The organism is Amycolatopsis sp. cmx-11-32 (assembly GCF_047608695.1).
Classification (GTDB): Bacteria; Actinomycetota; Actinomycetes; order Mycobacteriales; family Pseudonocardiaceae; genus Amycolatopsis.
Genome location: NZ_JADNQN010000028.1, coordinates 1 through 17070 on the forward strand (window position 1 = coordinate 1; position 17070 = coordinate 17070).

2 protein-coding genes are annotated in these 17070 nt (G+C 69.5%); both read left to right on the forward strand.

From position 1 onward, the window contains the following. Window positions 1-5 precede the first annotated feature (5 nt). Complete coding sequence (locus ACM6LR_RS38730) at window positions 6-15533, forward strand: amino acid adenylation domain-containing protein (RefSeq protein WP_414945599.1); 15528 nt, start codon at window positions 6-8, stop codon at window positions 15531-15533. After that, the coding region (locus ACM6LR_RS38735; RefSeq protein ID WP_414942903.1) for a condensation domain-containing protein at window positions 15530-17070 on the forward strand (1541 nt) is incomplete at its 3' end. The genes ACM6LR_RS38730 and ACM6LR_RS38735, both read left to right, overlap by 4 nt.

Here is a 17070-nt window from a genome sequence, read left to right on the forward strand (position 1 = left end):
CGACGGTGAACGCCGCCGTATGGCGCTGCCGTCCCGGTCTCGAGCCGGGGACGGCGGTTCCGATCGGCCGCCCCATCGCCAATACCCGCGTGTATGTGGTGGACGAGACCTTGGAGCCGGTTCCGGCCGGGGTGGCGGGCGAGTTGTACGTGGCCGGCTCCGGAGTGGCGCGGGGCTATGTGGGCCGCGCGGGCCTGACCGGTGAACGGTTCGTGGCGTGCCCGTTCGAGCCAGGGGAGCGGATGTATCGCACCGGGGATCGGGTGCGGTGGACTGCCGATGGTGAGTTGGTGTTCCTGGGGCGTCTGGACGAGCAGGTTCAGATCCGGGGTTTCCGGGTGGAGCCAGGGGAGATCGAAAGTGTCCTGCTGACGCATCCTGACGTCGACCAGGCGGCGGTGATCGCCAGGGAAGACATTCCGGGAGATGTCCGGCTGGCCGGTTACGTCGTGGGTGCCGCGATCTCGGTCGACGACGTGCGAGGTTTCCTGGCAGCGCAGCTGCCGTCCCACCTGGTGCCCTCGGCGATCGTCGTTCTCGACGCTTTCCCGTTGACACCCAACGCGAAACTCGATCGCAAGGCCCTTCCCGCGCCGGACTTCGCGGGTCTCGCGGGCACCGGTCGCGCGCCGGAGACCGCGCGGGAAGAAGTGCTGTGCCAGGCGTTCGCCGAGGTGCTCGGCCTGGAACGAGTCGGTGTGGATGACGACTTTTTCGTGCTGGGCGGGCATTCGCTGCTCGTGGTGTCGCTGGTGGAGTGGCTGCGGCAGCGCGGGGTGTCGGTCTCGGTGCGGGCGTTGTTCTCGATGCCGACTCCGGCCGGACTGGCCTCGGTGGCGGGCCCGGAATCCGTGGTGGTGCCGCCGAACCTGATTCCGGACGACACCGCCGAACTGACCCCGGAAATGCTGCCACTGGTGGACCTGACCGAAGCGGAGATCGCCAGGGTGGTCGAGGCGGTGCCGGGTGGGGTGGCCAACGTGCAGGACGTGTATCCGCTGGCGCCGTTGCAGGAAGGCATCTTCTTTCACCATGTGATGATCGAACAGGACGGAACCGACGTCTACGTCACGCCCTCGGTGCTGCGGTTCGACTCTCGAGGCCGTCTTGACGCTTTCCTCGCCGCGTTACAGCAGGTCGTGGATCGCAACGACGTGTACCGCACGGCCATCGTGTGGGAGCGAATGCGGGAGCCGGTGCAGGTGGTGGTGCGACACGCTGAACTGCCGGTCGTCGAAGATATCGCGGTCCGGGTACTCGCGGCGGACGGCGGGCGGCTGGACCTCGGCCGCGCTCCGCTGATGGACGTGCGCGTCGCGGCGGAAGAAGACACCGGACAGTGGCTGGCGCTGGTGCGCGTCCACCACCTCGTGCAGGACCATACGGCGTCGGACGTGCTGCTCGACGAGGTGCGGGCGTTCATGGCCGGGCAATCCGGTCGGCTGCCCGCACCGGTCCCGTTCCGCCAGTTCGTCGCGCAGGCACGGTTGGGAGTGCCGCGTGGGGAGCACGAGCGGTACTTCGCCGACCTGCTCGGCGATGTCACCGAGACGACCGCGCCGTACGGCCTGACGGACGTGCTCGGCGACGGCAGCACGGCCGCGGAAGGCAGGCTGACCGTGGACGCCGACCTGGCGGCCCGCGTGTGGGAGGTGGCGCGGAACCTCGGCGTCAGCCCGGCGACGGTGTTCCACCTGGCGTGGGCTCGCGTGCTCGGGGCGGTGTCCGGCCGGAGCGACGTCGTGTTCGGCACCGTCCTGTTCGGACGGATGAACGCCGGCGCCGCCGCGGATCGGGTGTCGGGCCTGTTCATCAACACCCTCCCGGTCCGGGTGGACCTCGCTGGCCAAGACGCCGGCCAGGCGCTGATCGGGATGCGTGACCAGCTCGCTGACCTGATGGTGCACGAGCACGCGCCGTTGACCCTGGCGCAGGCGGCCAGCGGGCTGTCCGGGGGCGGGCCCTTGTTCACCTCGATCTTCAACTACCGCCACGTTCAGGATGCCGATTCTGACGAGTCCGGACTGGACGGTTTCCAGGTGCTTTCCGTGCGGGAACACACCAATTACCCGCTCGACGTCTCGGTGGACCAGGGCTCTACCGGTTTCGACTTGGTCGTGGAGGCCGTGGCGCCAGTGGATCCGGTGCAGGTGTGCGAGCTGCTGCACACCTGTGTCGAGAATCTTGTCACCGCCCTTGTGGACGCCCCGGATCGCAGGCTCGCGACAATACCGATCCTCGGCCCCGAGTTCGCCGACTTGCTCAGCGAAATCAACGACACGGCGGTTCCGGTGCCGAGTGGTGTGGTGCCGGAGTTGTTCGCGGAGCGGGTGGTGTGTTCCGCGGAGGCGACAGCGTTGGTCGGTTCGGGTGTCGAGTTGAGTTATGCGGATTTGGATGTGTGGTCGAATCGGTTGGCGCGGAAATTGATTGTGGCTGGGGTGGGGCCGGAGTCGGTGGTGGCTTTGGTGTTGGAGCGTTCGCTGGAGTTGATGGTCGCTGTTTTGGCGGTGTTGAAGGCTGGTGGTGCGTATTTGGCGGTGGATCCGGGTTTTCCGGTTGAGCGGGTTCGTTTTCTGGTGGAGGATTCCGGCGCGGTTTTGGTGGTGGATTCGCCGGGGTTCGTGACTGGGGTTGCCGGGTTCGATGCTGGTCCGGTGTTGGATGTTGATCGGGTTTCGGGGTTGTTGCCGGGGAATGCGGCGTATGTGGTTTATACGTCGGGGTCGACGGGGCGTCCGAAGGGTGTGGTGGTTACGCATGAGGCGTGTGTGAGTTTGTCGGTGAGTCATGAGCGTTATGGGGTGGGGGCTGGGAGCAGGGTTGCGCAGTTCGCGTCGGTGGGTTTTGACATGTTTTGTGAGGAGTGGCTTTTGGCGTTGTTGTCGGGGGCCGCGTTGGTGATTGTGCCGTCGGATCGGCGGTTGGGGGGTGAGCTGGCCCGGTTTTTGGTCGAGGAGGGGGTGACGCATGCGACGTTGCCGCCGGCGGTGGTGGCGACGATGCCGGGTGATGTGTTGGATCCGGGGTTCGTGTTGGATGTCGGGGGTGAGGCGTGTCCGCCGGAGTTGGTTGAACGTTGGGCTGGCGGGCGCACGATGTTCAACACCTATGGTCCGAGTGAGGCGACCGTCGATGCCACGGTGTGGCGCTGCCGGACCGATGTGGGCCCTGGGCCGGTGCCGATCGGTCGGCCGATCGCCAATACCCGGGTGTATGTGCTGGACGATGGGTTGGAGCCGGTTCCGGCCGGGGTGAATGGAGAGTTGTACATATCCGGCGCCGGTGTGGCCCGGGGGTATGCGGGCCGCACGGGGTTGACCGGTGAGCGTTTTGTGGCGTGCCCGTTCGAGTCGGGGCAACGGATGTATCGCACCGGGGATCGGGTGCGGTGGACTGCCGACGGCGAGTTGGTGTTCCTGGGGCGGGTCGATGATCAGGTTCAGATCCGCGGCTTCCGGGTGGAGCCAGGGGAGATCGAAAATGTTCTGCTGACCAACCCCGATGTCGACCAGGCCGTGGTGATCGCCAGGGAAGACGTTCCGGGCGACGTTCGGCTGGCCGGCTATGTGACTCTCGCCGGCGCGGTGTCCGGTGAGGAGTTGCGGGTCTTCCTGGCTGAGCGGCTGCCCTCGTACATGGTGCCCTCGGCGATCGTCGAACTTGACGCCTTCCCCTTGACCGTCAACGCGAAACTCGACCGCAAGGCACTGCCCGCGCCGGACTTCGCCGGTCTCACGGGTATCGGCCGCGCGCCGGTGAACGCGCGGGAGGAGCTGCTTTGCGCCGCGTTCGCCGAGGTGCTTGGTCTGGGGCGAGTCGGTGTGGATGACGACTTCTTCGTGCTGGGTGGTCATTCGTTGTTGGCGGTGTCGTTGGTGGAGTGGTTGCGTCAGCGTGGTGTGTCGGTGTCGGTGCGGGCGTTGTTCACGACACCGACCCCGGCTGGATTGGCCGCTGTCGCCGGGTCCGGTTGGGTGGAGGTGCCGTCGAATTTGATTCCGGATGGTGCCACCGAGTTGACGCCGGAGATGCTGACGCTGGTCGACCTGACCGAGGACGAGATCGCGCGGGTGGTGGCCGCGGTTCCCGGTGGGGCACCGAACATCCAGGACGTCTATCCGCTGGCACCGTTGCAGGAAGGCATCTTCTTCCACCACCTGATGACCGAGCGGGGTGGCACGGATGTGTACGCGACTCCGACCGTGCTGGCCGTGGACAACCTGCAGCGGGTGGACGATCTGCTGACGGCGTTGCGGTGGTTGATCGATCGGCACGACATCTACCGCACCGCGGTCATCTCCGACGGACTTCGGGAGCCGGTACAGGTGGTCACCCGCCGCGCCGGGCTACCGGTCGAGGAGGTCGTTCTCGACCCGCGCGGCCCTGACCCGGCCGAGCAGCTCCTGGCCGCGAGCGAATCCGCCATCGACCTGACGCGGGCGCCTTTGCTGCGGGTGTGGGTGCTGGCGGTCCCGGACGGCGGTTGGCTGGTGCTGCTGCGTATCCACCACCTGATCCAGGATCACACCACGTTCGATGTGCTGCTCGACGAACTTCGCGCGTTCCTCTCCGGGCAGGCGGAGCAGACGCCGCCGCCGGTCCGTTTCCGCGACTTCGTCGCGCAAGCACGGCGCGGAACTACTCCGGAAGACCACGAACGCCACTTCACCGAGTTGCTCGCCGGCGTCACCGAAACCACCGCTCCCTACGGCCTCACGAATGTTTACGGCGACGGCACCGACTCGGCGCAGACCCGGTTGCCGGTGGACCCCGCGCTGACCGAGCGGCTCCGCGGCCTGGCACGGACGTTCGGAGTGAGCCCGGCGACGCTGTTCCATCTGGCGTTCGCGCGGGTACTCGGTACGCTTTCCGGTCGCGAGGACGTCGTGTTCGGCACTGTCCTCTTCGGACGTATGAACGCCGGTGCGGGCTCCGGCCGTAACCCGGGGCTGTTCATCAACACGCTTCCGGTACGGGTGCGTCTGGCAGACGCGAGCGTGGCCGCGGCCCTCGCGGCCGTGCGCCGTCAGCTCGCCGAGCTCATGGTCCACGAACACACTCCGCTCGCCACGGCGCAACGGGCCGGCGGGATGGCCGGGACCGGTCCCTTGTTCACCGCGTTGTTCAACTACCGGCACAACCTGCCGTCCGGGCGGAACCCCGGGGCCGCTCTCGACGGCGTGACCCCGGTGCTGGTGCGGGACTACTCGAACTACCCGCTGGTCGTGTCGGTGGACGACGACGGAGCCGGTTTCGAGCTGGAGGTGGAGGCCGCCGCCGCGGTCGACCCGGCCTGGGCTGGTGCGCTCATGCTCACCTGTGTCGAGAGCCTGGCAATCGCGTTGGAGCAGGCCCCCGGAACACCACTGTCCACAGTGGACGTGCTCGGTGAGGTCGAGCGGGAACGGATCCTCGCGGAGTGGAACGACACCGCGACACCCGCGCTGGGCAAGTCGGTGCCCGAAGCGTTCGCGGCGTGCGTCGCGGCGGATCCGGACGCGATCGCCGTGGTGGAGGCGGACCGGGAACTCACCTACCGCGAGCTGGACACGCGTTCGGACCGGCTGGCGCGGGTACTGGTCGGTGGCGCGATCGGTCGGGAGCCCGTGTTCGCCGTGCTGATGGAACGCTCTGCCGAGCTGGTCGTGGCCGCCCTCGCGGTGCTGAAGGCGGGCGGGGTGTACCTGCCGCTGGACCCGACTTGGCCGGCGGCGCGGACACGTTCGGTGCTGGCGGACGCGGGTGCCTGTCTGCTCGTGGTGAGTGAGGCGATGGCGGGCCAGGACCTCGGTGTCGTGGAGGTGCGGGCGGACGCCGGGGTGGACGAGGGCTCGCTTCCGGTCGTCCGGGAAACAGCGGCGGCGTATGTGATGTACACGTCGGGGTCGACGGGCGTGCCGAAGGGTGTGGTGGCGACCCACCGGGATGTCGTGGGCTTGGCGGAGGACCGTTGCTGGGGGTCGCCGTCGCGGGTGTTGTTCCACGCGCCGCATGCTTTTGACGCGTCGTCGTACGAGTTGTGGGTGCCGTTGTTGTCGGGCGGCACGGTCGTGGTGGCACCGGCGGAGCGGATGGAAGCCGCTGTGCTGCGCGGGTTGATCGCCGAACACGCGTTGTCGCACGTGCACGTGACGGCCGGTTTGCTCCGGATCCTGGTCGACGAGGATCCGAGGTGCTTTGCGGGTGTGGGTGAGGTGTTGACGGGTGGGGACGTGGTTCCGGCCGGGTCCGTGCGGCGGGTGTTGGAGTCGAATCCTGGGGTGGTGGTGCGGCAGTTGTACGGGCCGACCGAGGTGACGTTGTGTGCCACTCAGTACGAGGTTGGTGCCGTGGGTGAGGTTGATGGTGTGTTGCCGATTGGGCGTCCGATGGATAACACGCGGGTGTATGTCCTGGACGAGCGGTTGCGGCCGGTTCCGGTGGGGGTGGCTGGTGAGTTGTATGTGGCGGGTGCGGGTGTGGCGCGTGGTTATTTGAATCGTCCTTTGTGGACTGCGGAGTGTTTTGTGGCGTGTCCGTTTGGTTCGGGTGGCCGGATGTATCGCACGGGTGATCGGGTGAAGTGGGATGCCGCGGGGCGTCTGGTGTTTGTCGGGCGGGTGGACGGGCAGGTGAAGATTCGCGGGTTCCGGGTTGAGCCGGGTGAGGTCGAGGTGGTGCTGGCCGGGCATCCGGGGGTCGCGCACGCCGCGGTCGTGGTCCGGGAAGACGTTCCGGGCGACAAGCGGCTCATCGGTTACGTGGTGCCCCGGGAAGTGCCCGCCGCCGAACCGTTGCGAAGCTATGTATCCGAGCGCCTGCCGGAGTATCTCGTCCCGTCGGCGTTCGTGGAGCTGGACCGATTCCCGCTGACGGTCAACGGAAAGGTGGACCGGGCGGCGTTGCCCGCGCCGGCGTATTCGGCCGCTACCGGCCGTGCTCCGGCGAACGCCACGGAAGGGCTGCTTTGCCAGGCTTTCGCGGAGGCACTGGCGCTGCCGTCGGTCGGGGTCGATGACGACTTCTTCGCGCTGGGCGGGCATTCACTGCTGGCGATGCGCTTGGTGAGTCAGGTGCGGATGGCGCTGTCGGTCGAGTTACCACTGCGCGCGCTGTTCGAGGCCCCGACACCCGGGCGCCTGGCGGCCAGGCTCACCGAGGTGGCGTCGCCGGGCCGGGTGGCGCTGGTGGCGCGGGAGCGGCCAGAACCGATGCCGTTGTCGTTCGCGCAGCGTCGGTTGTGGTTCCTCGGTCAGTTGGAGGGACCGAGCCCCACTTACAACATCCCGTTGACGTTGCGTCTGACCGGCTCCTTGGACCGAGCGGCTTTCGCGGCGGCGTTGCGTGATGTGGTCGGGCGCCACGAGGTGCTGCGCACCGTGTTCCGGACCGCCGGGGGAGAGCCCTGCCAATGGGTGCTTTCGGCGGACGAGTCCGGGTTCGCGCTGGACGTGGTCGAGGTGGCGCCCGTGGATCTCGACGACGCGATCGCCAGGGCGGCCGGACACACCTTCGATCTCGCCAACGAAGCTCCGCTGCGGGCGACGTTGTTCCCGGTGACGCCGGAGGACCACGTCCTGGTCCTGGTGGTGCATCACATCGCGGGCGACGGCTGGTCGATGGAGCCGCTGGCACGCGACGTGTCCGCGGCGTACACGGCGCGGCTGGCAGGCGGGAGTCCGACGTGGAATTCGCTTCCCGTCCAGTACGCCGATTACACGTTGTGGCAACGGGAACTGCTCGGCGAGAGCCTCATGTCACAGCAGATCGCGTACTGGCGTGACACGCTCGACGGCGCACCGGAAGAGCTGGACCTTCCCGCCGATCGGCCCCGTCCCGCGGAGACCTCGCGCCTCGGACACGTCGCCGAAGTGGAGATCCTGGCGGACCTGCACCGCGCGCTGCTGGAGCTGGCCCGTGCTGAGGGCGTGACCGTGTTCATGGCGCTCCAGGCGGCGCTCGCCGTCACCTTGGCGCGGCTGGGGGCGGGCACGGACATCCCGATCGGCGTCGCGGTGGCGGGACGGACCGACCAGGCCCTGGACGACCTGGTGGGGTTCTTCGTCAACACCCTCGTCATGCGCACCGACCTGGCCGGCGATCCCAGTCTCACCGAGGTGCTCGGCCGCGTCCGGGAGACCTCGCTGTCCGCGTTCGCGCATCAGGACGTCCCGTTCGAACGGCTGGTGGAGGAACTGGCCCCGGTTCGATCCCTCGCGCGGCATCCGTTGTTCCAGGTGATGATGACCCTGCAGAACGCCGGCCGGGACGAAGAGCCGCCGCTGATCCTGCCCGGTCTGCGGGTTGCCGCACTGCCTTCGGCGGTCAAGTCGCTGGAGGTCGATCTCGATCTGAGCCTCGGCGAGAGCTTCGACGAGGCGGGCGTGCCGACCGGCATCAGCGGCGCTCTCATCGTCTCGGCCGACCTGTTCGACCGTGACGCCGCCGCGCGGCTGGCGGATCGGTTCGTCCACGTGCTGCGGACGATGGCACGGGACCCGGGCACCCCGATCGGCTTGGTGGACGTGCTCGAAGTGGACGAACGGCGGCGGATTCTGACGGAGTGGAACGAGATGCCGGTAGCCGCCCCGGAGGTGTCGGTGCCCGAGGCGTTCGCGCGCCGGGTAGCGGTCGATCGTGACGCGGTGGCCGTGGTCGCCGAGGGCGTCCGGCTCGGCTATGGCGAACTGGACGCGCGGGCCGAGCGGTTGGCGCGGGTGCTGGTCGCCTCGGGAGTGGGACCGGAGTCGGTCGTCGCGGTGCTGCTGGAGCGGTCGGCCGACGTGGTGGTGACGCTGCTGGCGGTGCTGAAAGCCGGTGGGGCGTATCTGCCGCTGGACGCCGGCTGGCCGGTCGCGCGGATGCGCGCCGTGGCCGAGGACGCGGGCGCCGCGGTGCTGGTGGTGCACGAGGCGACGGCTCAGCACGATCTCGGACTCACGGTGATCCCCGCCGACGCCGAGACGGACGCCGTGGTGGATCTTCCCGGCGCGGTGGCCCCGGACGGTGCCGCGTATGTGATGTACACGTCGGGTTCGACCGGGGCCCCGAAGGGCGTCGTGGCCACCCACCGAGACGTCGTGCGGTTGGCGAAGGACCGCTGCTGGGGTGAGACGCCACGGGTGCTCTTTCACGCGCCGCATGCTTTTGACGCGTCGTCGTACGAGTTGTGGGTGCCGTTGCTGTCGGGCGGGACCGTGGTGGTGGCACCCGACGAGCGGGTGGAGGCGACGACGATCCGACGGCTGATCGCGGAACACGAGCTGTCCCATGTGCACGTGACGGCCGGCCTTTTCCGGGTGCTGGCGGATCGGGATCCGTCCTGTTTCGCGGGTGTGGGTGAGGTGTTGACGGGTGGGGACGTGGTTCCGGCCGGGTCCGTGCGGCGGGTGTTGGAGTCGAATCCTGGGGTGGTGGTGCGGCAGTTGTACGGGCCGACCGAGGTGACGTTGTGTGCCACTCAGTACGAGGTTGGTGCCGTGGGTGAGGTTGATGGTGTGTTGCCGATTGGGCGTCCGATGGATAACACGCGGGTGTATGTCCTGGACGAGCGGTTGCGGCCGGTTCCGGTGGGGGTGGCTGGTGAGTTGTATGTGGCGGGTGCGGGTGTGGCGCGTGGTTATTTGAATCGTCCTTTGTGGACTGCGGAGTGTTTTGTGGCGTGTCCGTTTGGTTCGGGTGGCCGGATGTATCGCACGGGTGATCGGGTGAAGTGGGATGCCGCGGGGCGTCTGGTGTTTGTCGGGCGGGTGGACGGGCAGGTGAAGATTCGCGGGTTCCGGGTTGAGCCGGGTGAGGTCGAGGTGGTGCTGGCCGGGCATCCGGGGGTCGCGCACGCCGCGGTCGTGGTCCGGGAAGACGTTCCGGGCGACAAGCGGCTCATCGGCTACCTGGTACCCGCGGACACCGGGGCCTCGATCATCGACGCGGTACGCGCGCACACCACCGAGCGCCTGCCCGGCTATCTGGTGCCCTCGGCGTTCGTCGAGCTGGACGTCCTTCCGCTGACGGTCAACGGAAAGGTGGACCGGGCGGCGCTCCCTGACCCGCGGCACGACACGGGCACCGGACGCGCCCCGGCCACCGCCCAGGAAGAACTGGTGTGCAAGGCGTTCGCCGAGATCCTCGGCGTGCCCGTGGTCGGCGTCGACGACGATTTCTTCGCACTCGGTGGGCATTCGCTGTCGGCGGTGTCACTCGTCGAGTGGCTGCGGCAGCGCGGAGTATCGGTCTCGGTCAGAACGCTGTTCGTGACACCGACACCGGCCGCGCTGGCGGCGGTGGCGGGTCCGGAACCGGTGGTGGTACCGCCCAACCTGATCCCGCCGGGCACCGGCGAGATCACGCCCGAAATGCTGCCGCTGGTGGACCTGACCGAAGCGGAGATCGCCAGGGTGGTCGAGGCGGTGCCGGGTGGGGCGGCCAACGTGCAGGACGTGTATCCGCTGGCGCCGTTACAGGAAGGCATCTTCTTCCACCACCTGATGACCGACCAGGGCGACGACGACGTCTACGCCATGCCGTTCGTCCTGCGTTTCGGGGCGCGGCAACGCTTGGAAGCCTTCCTGGCCGCGCTGCGACAGGTGGTCGACCGGCACGACGTCTACCGCACCGCGCTCGTTTCGGACGGGCTGGCCGAGCCGGTCCAGGTCGTGTGGCGACACGCCGAGCTGCCGGTCACGGAGGTCACCCTCGACTCCGGCGGCGGTGACGCGCTCGGACAGCTACTGTCCGCCGCCGGTGGGTGGATGGACCTGCGCCGGGCACCGTTGCTCACCGTGCACATCGCGGCCGAACCGGGCGGCGGCACCGGATGGCTGGCGCTGGTGCGGATGCATCACCTTGTCCAGGACCACACGGCGCTCGACATCGTGCTCGACGAGATCAAGGCGATACTGGCTGGCCGGGCCGGCACGCTGCCCACCCCGGCGCCGTTCCGGGATTTCGTGGCGCAGGCCCGGCTTGGCGTGCCCGAAGAGGCGCACCGGGAGTATTTCGCCGGGCTCGTCGGGGATGTCACGGAGACCGGCGCGCCCTACGGGCTGCTGGACGTGCACGGTGATGGCACGGCGACCGGGCTGAGCAAGTTGACGGTGGACGGCGGTGTGGCGAGCCGGGTGCGGGCGCTGGCGCGATCGCTCGGGATGAGCCCGGCGACGATCTTCCACCTGGCATGGGCGCGGCTGCTCGCGGCGGTGGCGGGACGCGACGACATCGTGTTCGGCACGGTGCTGCTCGGCCGGTCGAGCGTGGGCGCGGACCGCGTGCCGGGGCTGTTCATGAACACCCTCCCGGTACGGGTCGGCCTGGCCGGGCAGCCGGTCGGAACGGCACTGACGGAGCTGCGTGACCAGCTCGCCGAGCTGCTGGCGCACGAGCACGCGCCGCTGACACTGGCGCAGGAGACAGGCGGCCTGCCCCACGGCAGCCCCTTGTTCGCCGCGCTGTTCAACTACCGGCACGCCCGGCCCGTCGTCCTCGAGCCAGGCGACGTGCTCGGGGACGTCGAGACCCTGTTCACCCAGGAGCAGAACAACTACCCGCTGAGCGTGTCGATCGACGACGACGGTGTGGAGTTCGACATCTCCGTCGATGTCGTGCGGCCGGTGGACGCGGACCGGTTCGCCGCGCTGCTGCACACCACGCTCGCGAAGCTCACCACCGCGCTGGAGGAGAACCCGGACCTTCCGCTCCTGTCGGTGGACGTGCTCGACGTGACCGGCCGGGCCCGTCCCGAACCGGGTATGGACACCGGCTCCGACCGGCTCGCGCGGCGGCTGACCGCGCTCGGCGTGCGCGAGGAGTCGGTGGTCGCGATCGGGGTCCGGGAGCCCGGTGACCTGACGGTGGCGCTGGCCGCCGTCGGCAAGGCGGGCGGCAGGTACGTGCTCGTCGATCCGGCGGATCCGGCGGAGCAGGTCGCCGCCGTGCTCACTGGCGCCGGAGCACTGGCGCTGGTCACCACCACCGAGGCGGCCACGAGTCTGCCGGACTGGCCCCGTCGCCTGCTGCTCGACGAGGCCGAAGCCGCACCCGCGGGCCGGGCGGTGTTCGTCCCGATGGCGGACGGCGCGAGTACGCCGGGCGAGGGCCGCGCGCCGGCCACCGCGCACGAAGAGCTGCTGTGCCAGGCGTTCGCGCAGGTACTGGGCCGGGAGCGGGTCGGCCTCGACGACGACTTCTTCGCCATCGGCGGGAATTCCCTGCTGGCGACCCGGTTGGTGAGCCGGGTGCGCTCGGTGCTCGGCGTCGAGGTGTCGATCCGGCTCCTGTTCGAAACACTGACCGTGGGCCGCCTCGCCGAACGGCTGGGGCAGGCAGGCGGTGGCCGGTTGGCGCTGACGGCGCGGGAGCGCCCGGAGCGGCCACCGGTTTCCTTCGCGCAGCGCCGGCTCTGGTTTGTCGGCCAGCTCGAAGGCTCGAGCGCCAGCTATAGCGACACGACCGCCCTCCGGCTGCGCGGCGCGCTGGTTCCGACGGCGGTGGCCGCGGCGCTGCGGGACGTGATCGGCCGTCACGAGGTGCTGCGGACGGTGCTTCCGGCCGAGGACGGCGAGCCGTACCAACGGATTCTGGCGATCGAGGAGACCGGCTTCGCGCTCCCGGTGGTCGAGGTCGCGGCAGCGGAGGTCGCGGACGAGATCGATCGAGTGGCGGGCCACGCGATCGATTTCGCCGAGGAGATTCCGATCAGGGCGCGGTTGCTCCGCGTGACGCCGGACGACCACGTCCTCGTGCTGGCGGTGCACCACATCGCGACCGATGGCTGGTCGACCGCGTCGCTGGCACGGGACCTGTCGGCCGCATACGCCGCACGCCTGGCCGGTCAGCCGCCGGACTGGGCGCCGTTGCCCGTGCACTACGCGGATTACGCGCTCTGGCAACGGGATCTGCTCGGCGACGCGGACGATCCGGAGAGTGTGCTGGTCCGGCAGCTGGCGTTCTGGCGCGACAACCTCGCCGGTATCCCCGACGAGATCCCGCTTCCGGTGGACCGGCCCCGCCCCGCGGTGGCGACGCACCAGGGCGGCGACGTCGAGGTGGAGCTGTCCGCTGAGCTGCACCGGCGCGTGGTGGAGCTCGCTTCGACCGAACAGGTCACCCTCTTCATGGTGTTCCAGGCGGCCTTCGCGGCGTTGCTGAGCAGGCTGGGCGCGGGCGGCGACATCCCGATCGGCACCGCGCTGGCGGGCCGCACCGATGACGCGCTGGACGAACTGGTCGGGTTCTTCGTGAACATGCTGGTGCTGCGCACCGACGTCTCGGGCGACCCGAGCTTCTCGGAGCTGCTGCGGCGAGTGCGTGACACCGACCTGGCGGCGTACGCGCATCAAGACCTGCCGTTCGACCGGGTGGTGGAGGAGTTCGTTCCGGAGCGTTCGCTGTCGAGGCAGCCTCTGTTCCAGGTGGCGCTGGACGTGCGGAACGCGCCCGAGGCTGAGCTGCGGCTCCCCGGACTGGAGGTGAGCGGCGAACCACTCGCGCACGGCGTCGCCAGGTACGACCTCATGCTCAGCCTCGCCGAGCGACGCGACGAGCGAGGCGCCCCGGACGGGATTTCGGGTGCGCTGGAGTTCGGCACGGACTTGTTCGACCGCCCGACGGCCGAGGGACTCGTCGCGCGGCTGGTGCGGCTGCTGGAATCCGTCGTCGCCGAACCCGCTCATCCGCTGAGCCGGATCGACCTCCTGTCCGAGGCCGAACGCCGTCAGGTGCTCGACGACTGGAACCCGGCGGGCCTCGGGGTGCCCGAGGCGACGGTGCCCGGCCTGTTCGCCGCCCAGGTCGCGCGACGGCCGGAAGCGGTCGCGCTGGAGGCCGGTGACACGGTCGTCGGGTACGCGGAACTGGACGCGCGCTCCGATCGGCTGGCGGGTGTCCTCGCCGGGCACGGCGTGGGCCCCGAATCGGCGGTGGCCGTGGTGCTGGACCGTTCGGCCGATCTGGTCGTCGCGTTCCTCGCGGTCCTCAAGGCGGGCGCCGCCTACCTCCCGATCGACCCGGTGCTCCCGCCCGAACGGATCGAATACCTGCTCGGAGACGCGCGGCCGGTGTGCGTGCTGACGACCACCGAGCACCGGTCGTCGATCCCGGAAGGCACGGAGGCACCGGTCGTCGTACTCGGCGCCGCCGAGGCGGAGCGGACCGCGCCCGTCGTCCCACCGCTGCCGGCACAGCCTGCCTACCTCATCTACACCTCGGGCTCGACGGGACGGCCGAAGGGCGTGGCGGTCTCGCACCGTGGCATCGCCGCGCTCGTGGCCTCGCAAGTCGAACGGCTCGCCGTCACCGAAGAGAGCCGGGTGCTGCAGTTCGCCTCCCCGGGGTTCGACGCGTCGGTTTGGGAACTGGTGATGGCGCTGTGCACCGGCGCCCGCCTGGTAGTGGCGGAGGATCTGCTCCCGGGCGCCGGGCTGGCCGGAGTAGTGGCCAGGCACGGGGTGACCCACGCGACCCTGCCGCCCGCCGTGCTCGCCGCGACCGCTCCGGAGGATCTGGCGCCGGTCACCACGCTGGTGTCGGCGGGTGAGGCACTCACCGGCGACCTCGTGGCGCGCTGGGCGCCCGGACGCCGGTTCGTCAACGCCTACGGGCCGACCGAGACCACCGTCTGCTCGTCGATGTCCGCGCCGCTGTCGCCCGGCGATCCGCCCGACATCGGGATCGCACTCCTCGACAGCCGCGTCTACGTCCTTGACGACGCCTTGGCCCCGGCGCCGCCCGGAGTGCGGGGGGAGTTGTACGTGGCAGGCGCCAGCCTGGCCCGTGGCTACCTCGGCAGGCCGGGGATGACCGCCGAACGGTTCGTGGCCTGCCCGTTCACGTCCACTGTGGACGGTGTTGCGACGGTGCCCGGCGGGCGGATGTACCGCACCGGGGACCGCGCTCGATGGACCACCGACGGTCGGCTGATCTTCGAGGGCCGGGTCGACGATCAGCTCAAGATCCGCGGGTTCCGGATCGAACCGGGCGAGATCGCGCAGGTGCTGGCCGCGCATCCGGCGGTCGCCGACGCGGCGGTCGTGGCCAGGGAGTACCAGGCGGGCGATCGGCGTCTGGTCGCTTACCTGGTCCGCGCCGAGCCGGAGGCCGACGGGTTCGGCGAGACGCTCCGGGAGTACGTCCTGCGCAAGTTGCCCGCGTACATGGTGCCCGTCGTGTTCGTGGAGCTCGACGTGTTGCCCTTGACCGTCAACGGAAAGCTCGACCGCAAAGCACTTCCCGCGCCTGGCGACGGCGCGGCGGGGGCGGGCCGCCCGCCCGCCACGCGGGAGGAAGAGCTCGTCTGCGAGGCGTTCGCGGAGATCCTCGGGTTGTCCGATGTCGGCCCCGACGACCACTTTTTCGCCCTCGGCGGGCATTCCCTGCTGGCGACCCGGTTGCTCAGCAGGATCAGGGTGTCCGCGGGTGCCGAGGTGCCACTCCGGGTGCTGTTCGAAAACCCGACCGCGGCCGAGGTAGCCGCGTGGATCGTGGCGAACGCCGGTACCGGGAAGAAATCGAGGCCGGCGCTCCGGCCCATGCGTGAGCACGAGAAGGAGATCTCATGATTCCGCTGTCGTTCGCGCAGCGCCGGCTGTGGTTCCTCTGGCAGCTGGACGGCCCCACCGACACCTTCAACATCCCGCTCGCGCTGCGGTTGACCGGTGAGCTGGACCGCGACGCTCTCGCCGCCGCACTGTTGGACGTGCTCGGCCGCCACGAGGTGCTGCGCACCGTTTTCCCTGCCCAGGACGGCGAGCCCCGCCAGGAGGTGCTCCGGATCGACGAGACGGGCTTCGAACTCGAGGTCGTCGAGGCGACGGCGCTGGACGACGAGGTGGCGCGCGCGAGCGCGTACGCCTTCGACCTGGCGCGCGAAATCCCGGTGCGGGCCCGGCTGTTCGCGGTGAGCCCGCGCGAGCACGTGCTGGTACTGGTGGTGCACCACATCGCGGCCGACGGCTGGTCGATGGGCCCGTTGCTGCGCGACCTCTCCACCGCGTACGTGGCACGGCTGGCGGGAGGCGCGCCGGACTGGGCGCCGCTGCCGGTGCAATACGCCGACTACACGCTGTGGCAGCGCGAACTTCTCGGTGCGGAGGACGACCCGGAGAGCACCCTGACCGAACAGGTGTCGTTCTGGCGGCGAACCCTCGCCGAGGCGCCGGAGGAACTGAACCTGCCGACTGACCGGCCGCGCCCGGCACAGCTGGATCCCCGTGGCCACACCGCCGAGCTGGAACTCGGCGCGGACACCCATCAGCGGCTGCTCGAGCTGGCGCGTGAGCAAGGGGCGACCCTGTTCATGGTGGTGCACTCCGCGCTGGCGGTGCTGCTGTCCCGGCTGGGGGCAGGTGCGGACCTCCCGATCGGGACCCTGGTCGCGGGGCGGACCGACGAGGGGCTCGACGACCTGGTCGGCTGTTTCGTCAACAACCTGGTGATCCGCGCCGACCTGTCGGGCGATCCGGCCTTCACCGACGTGGTGGGGCGCGTACGGAAAGCCGCGCTGGACGCCTACGAAAACCAGGACGTGCCGTTCGAGAAGCTGGTCGAGGAGCTGGCGCCGACCCGATCGCTGTCCAGGCACCCGCTGTTCCAGGTGATGGCCGCCGTGGAAAGCGCGGACCTCGTCTCCGCCGGGCGCGGCCGCGGGCAGGTGATGGAGTTGCCCGGCCTGCGGATCGACTCGGTCTCCGACGGCGAGCAGGCGGGCGACCTCGACCTCGATCTCGATCTCGTGGTGCGCGAGGCACTCGACACCGATGGACACCCGGCCGGGTTGCAGGGTGCCCTCATCGGCGCGGCGGATCTCTTCGACGCCGAGACGGTCGACCGGATCGCGGCACGGCTGGTCCAGATCCTGGAAACCGTCGCGGCCGACCCCTCCGTCACCGTCCGGTCCTTTCGGATTCTCGACCAGGACGAACTGCGCCGGACACTCCGGGAATGGAACGACACGGCGGTCGCGGTGCCGGGTGGTGTGGTGCCGGAGTTGTTCGCGGAGCGGGTGGTGTGTTCCGCGGAGGCGACAGCGTTGGTCGGTTCGGGTGTCGAGTTGAGTTATGCGGATTTGGATGTGTGGTCGAATCGGTTGGCGCGGAA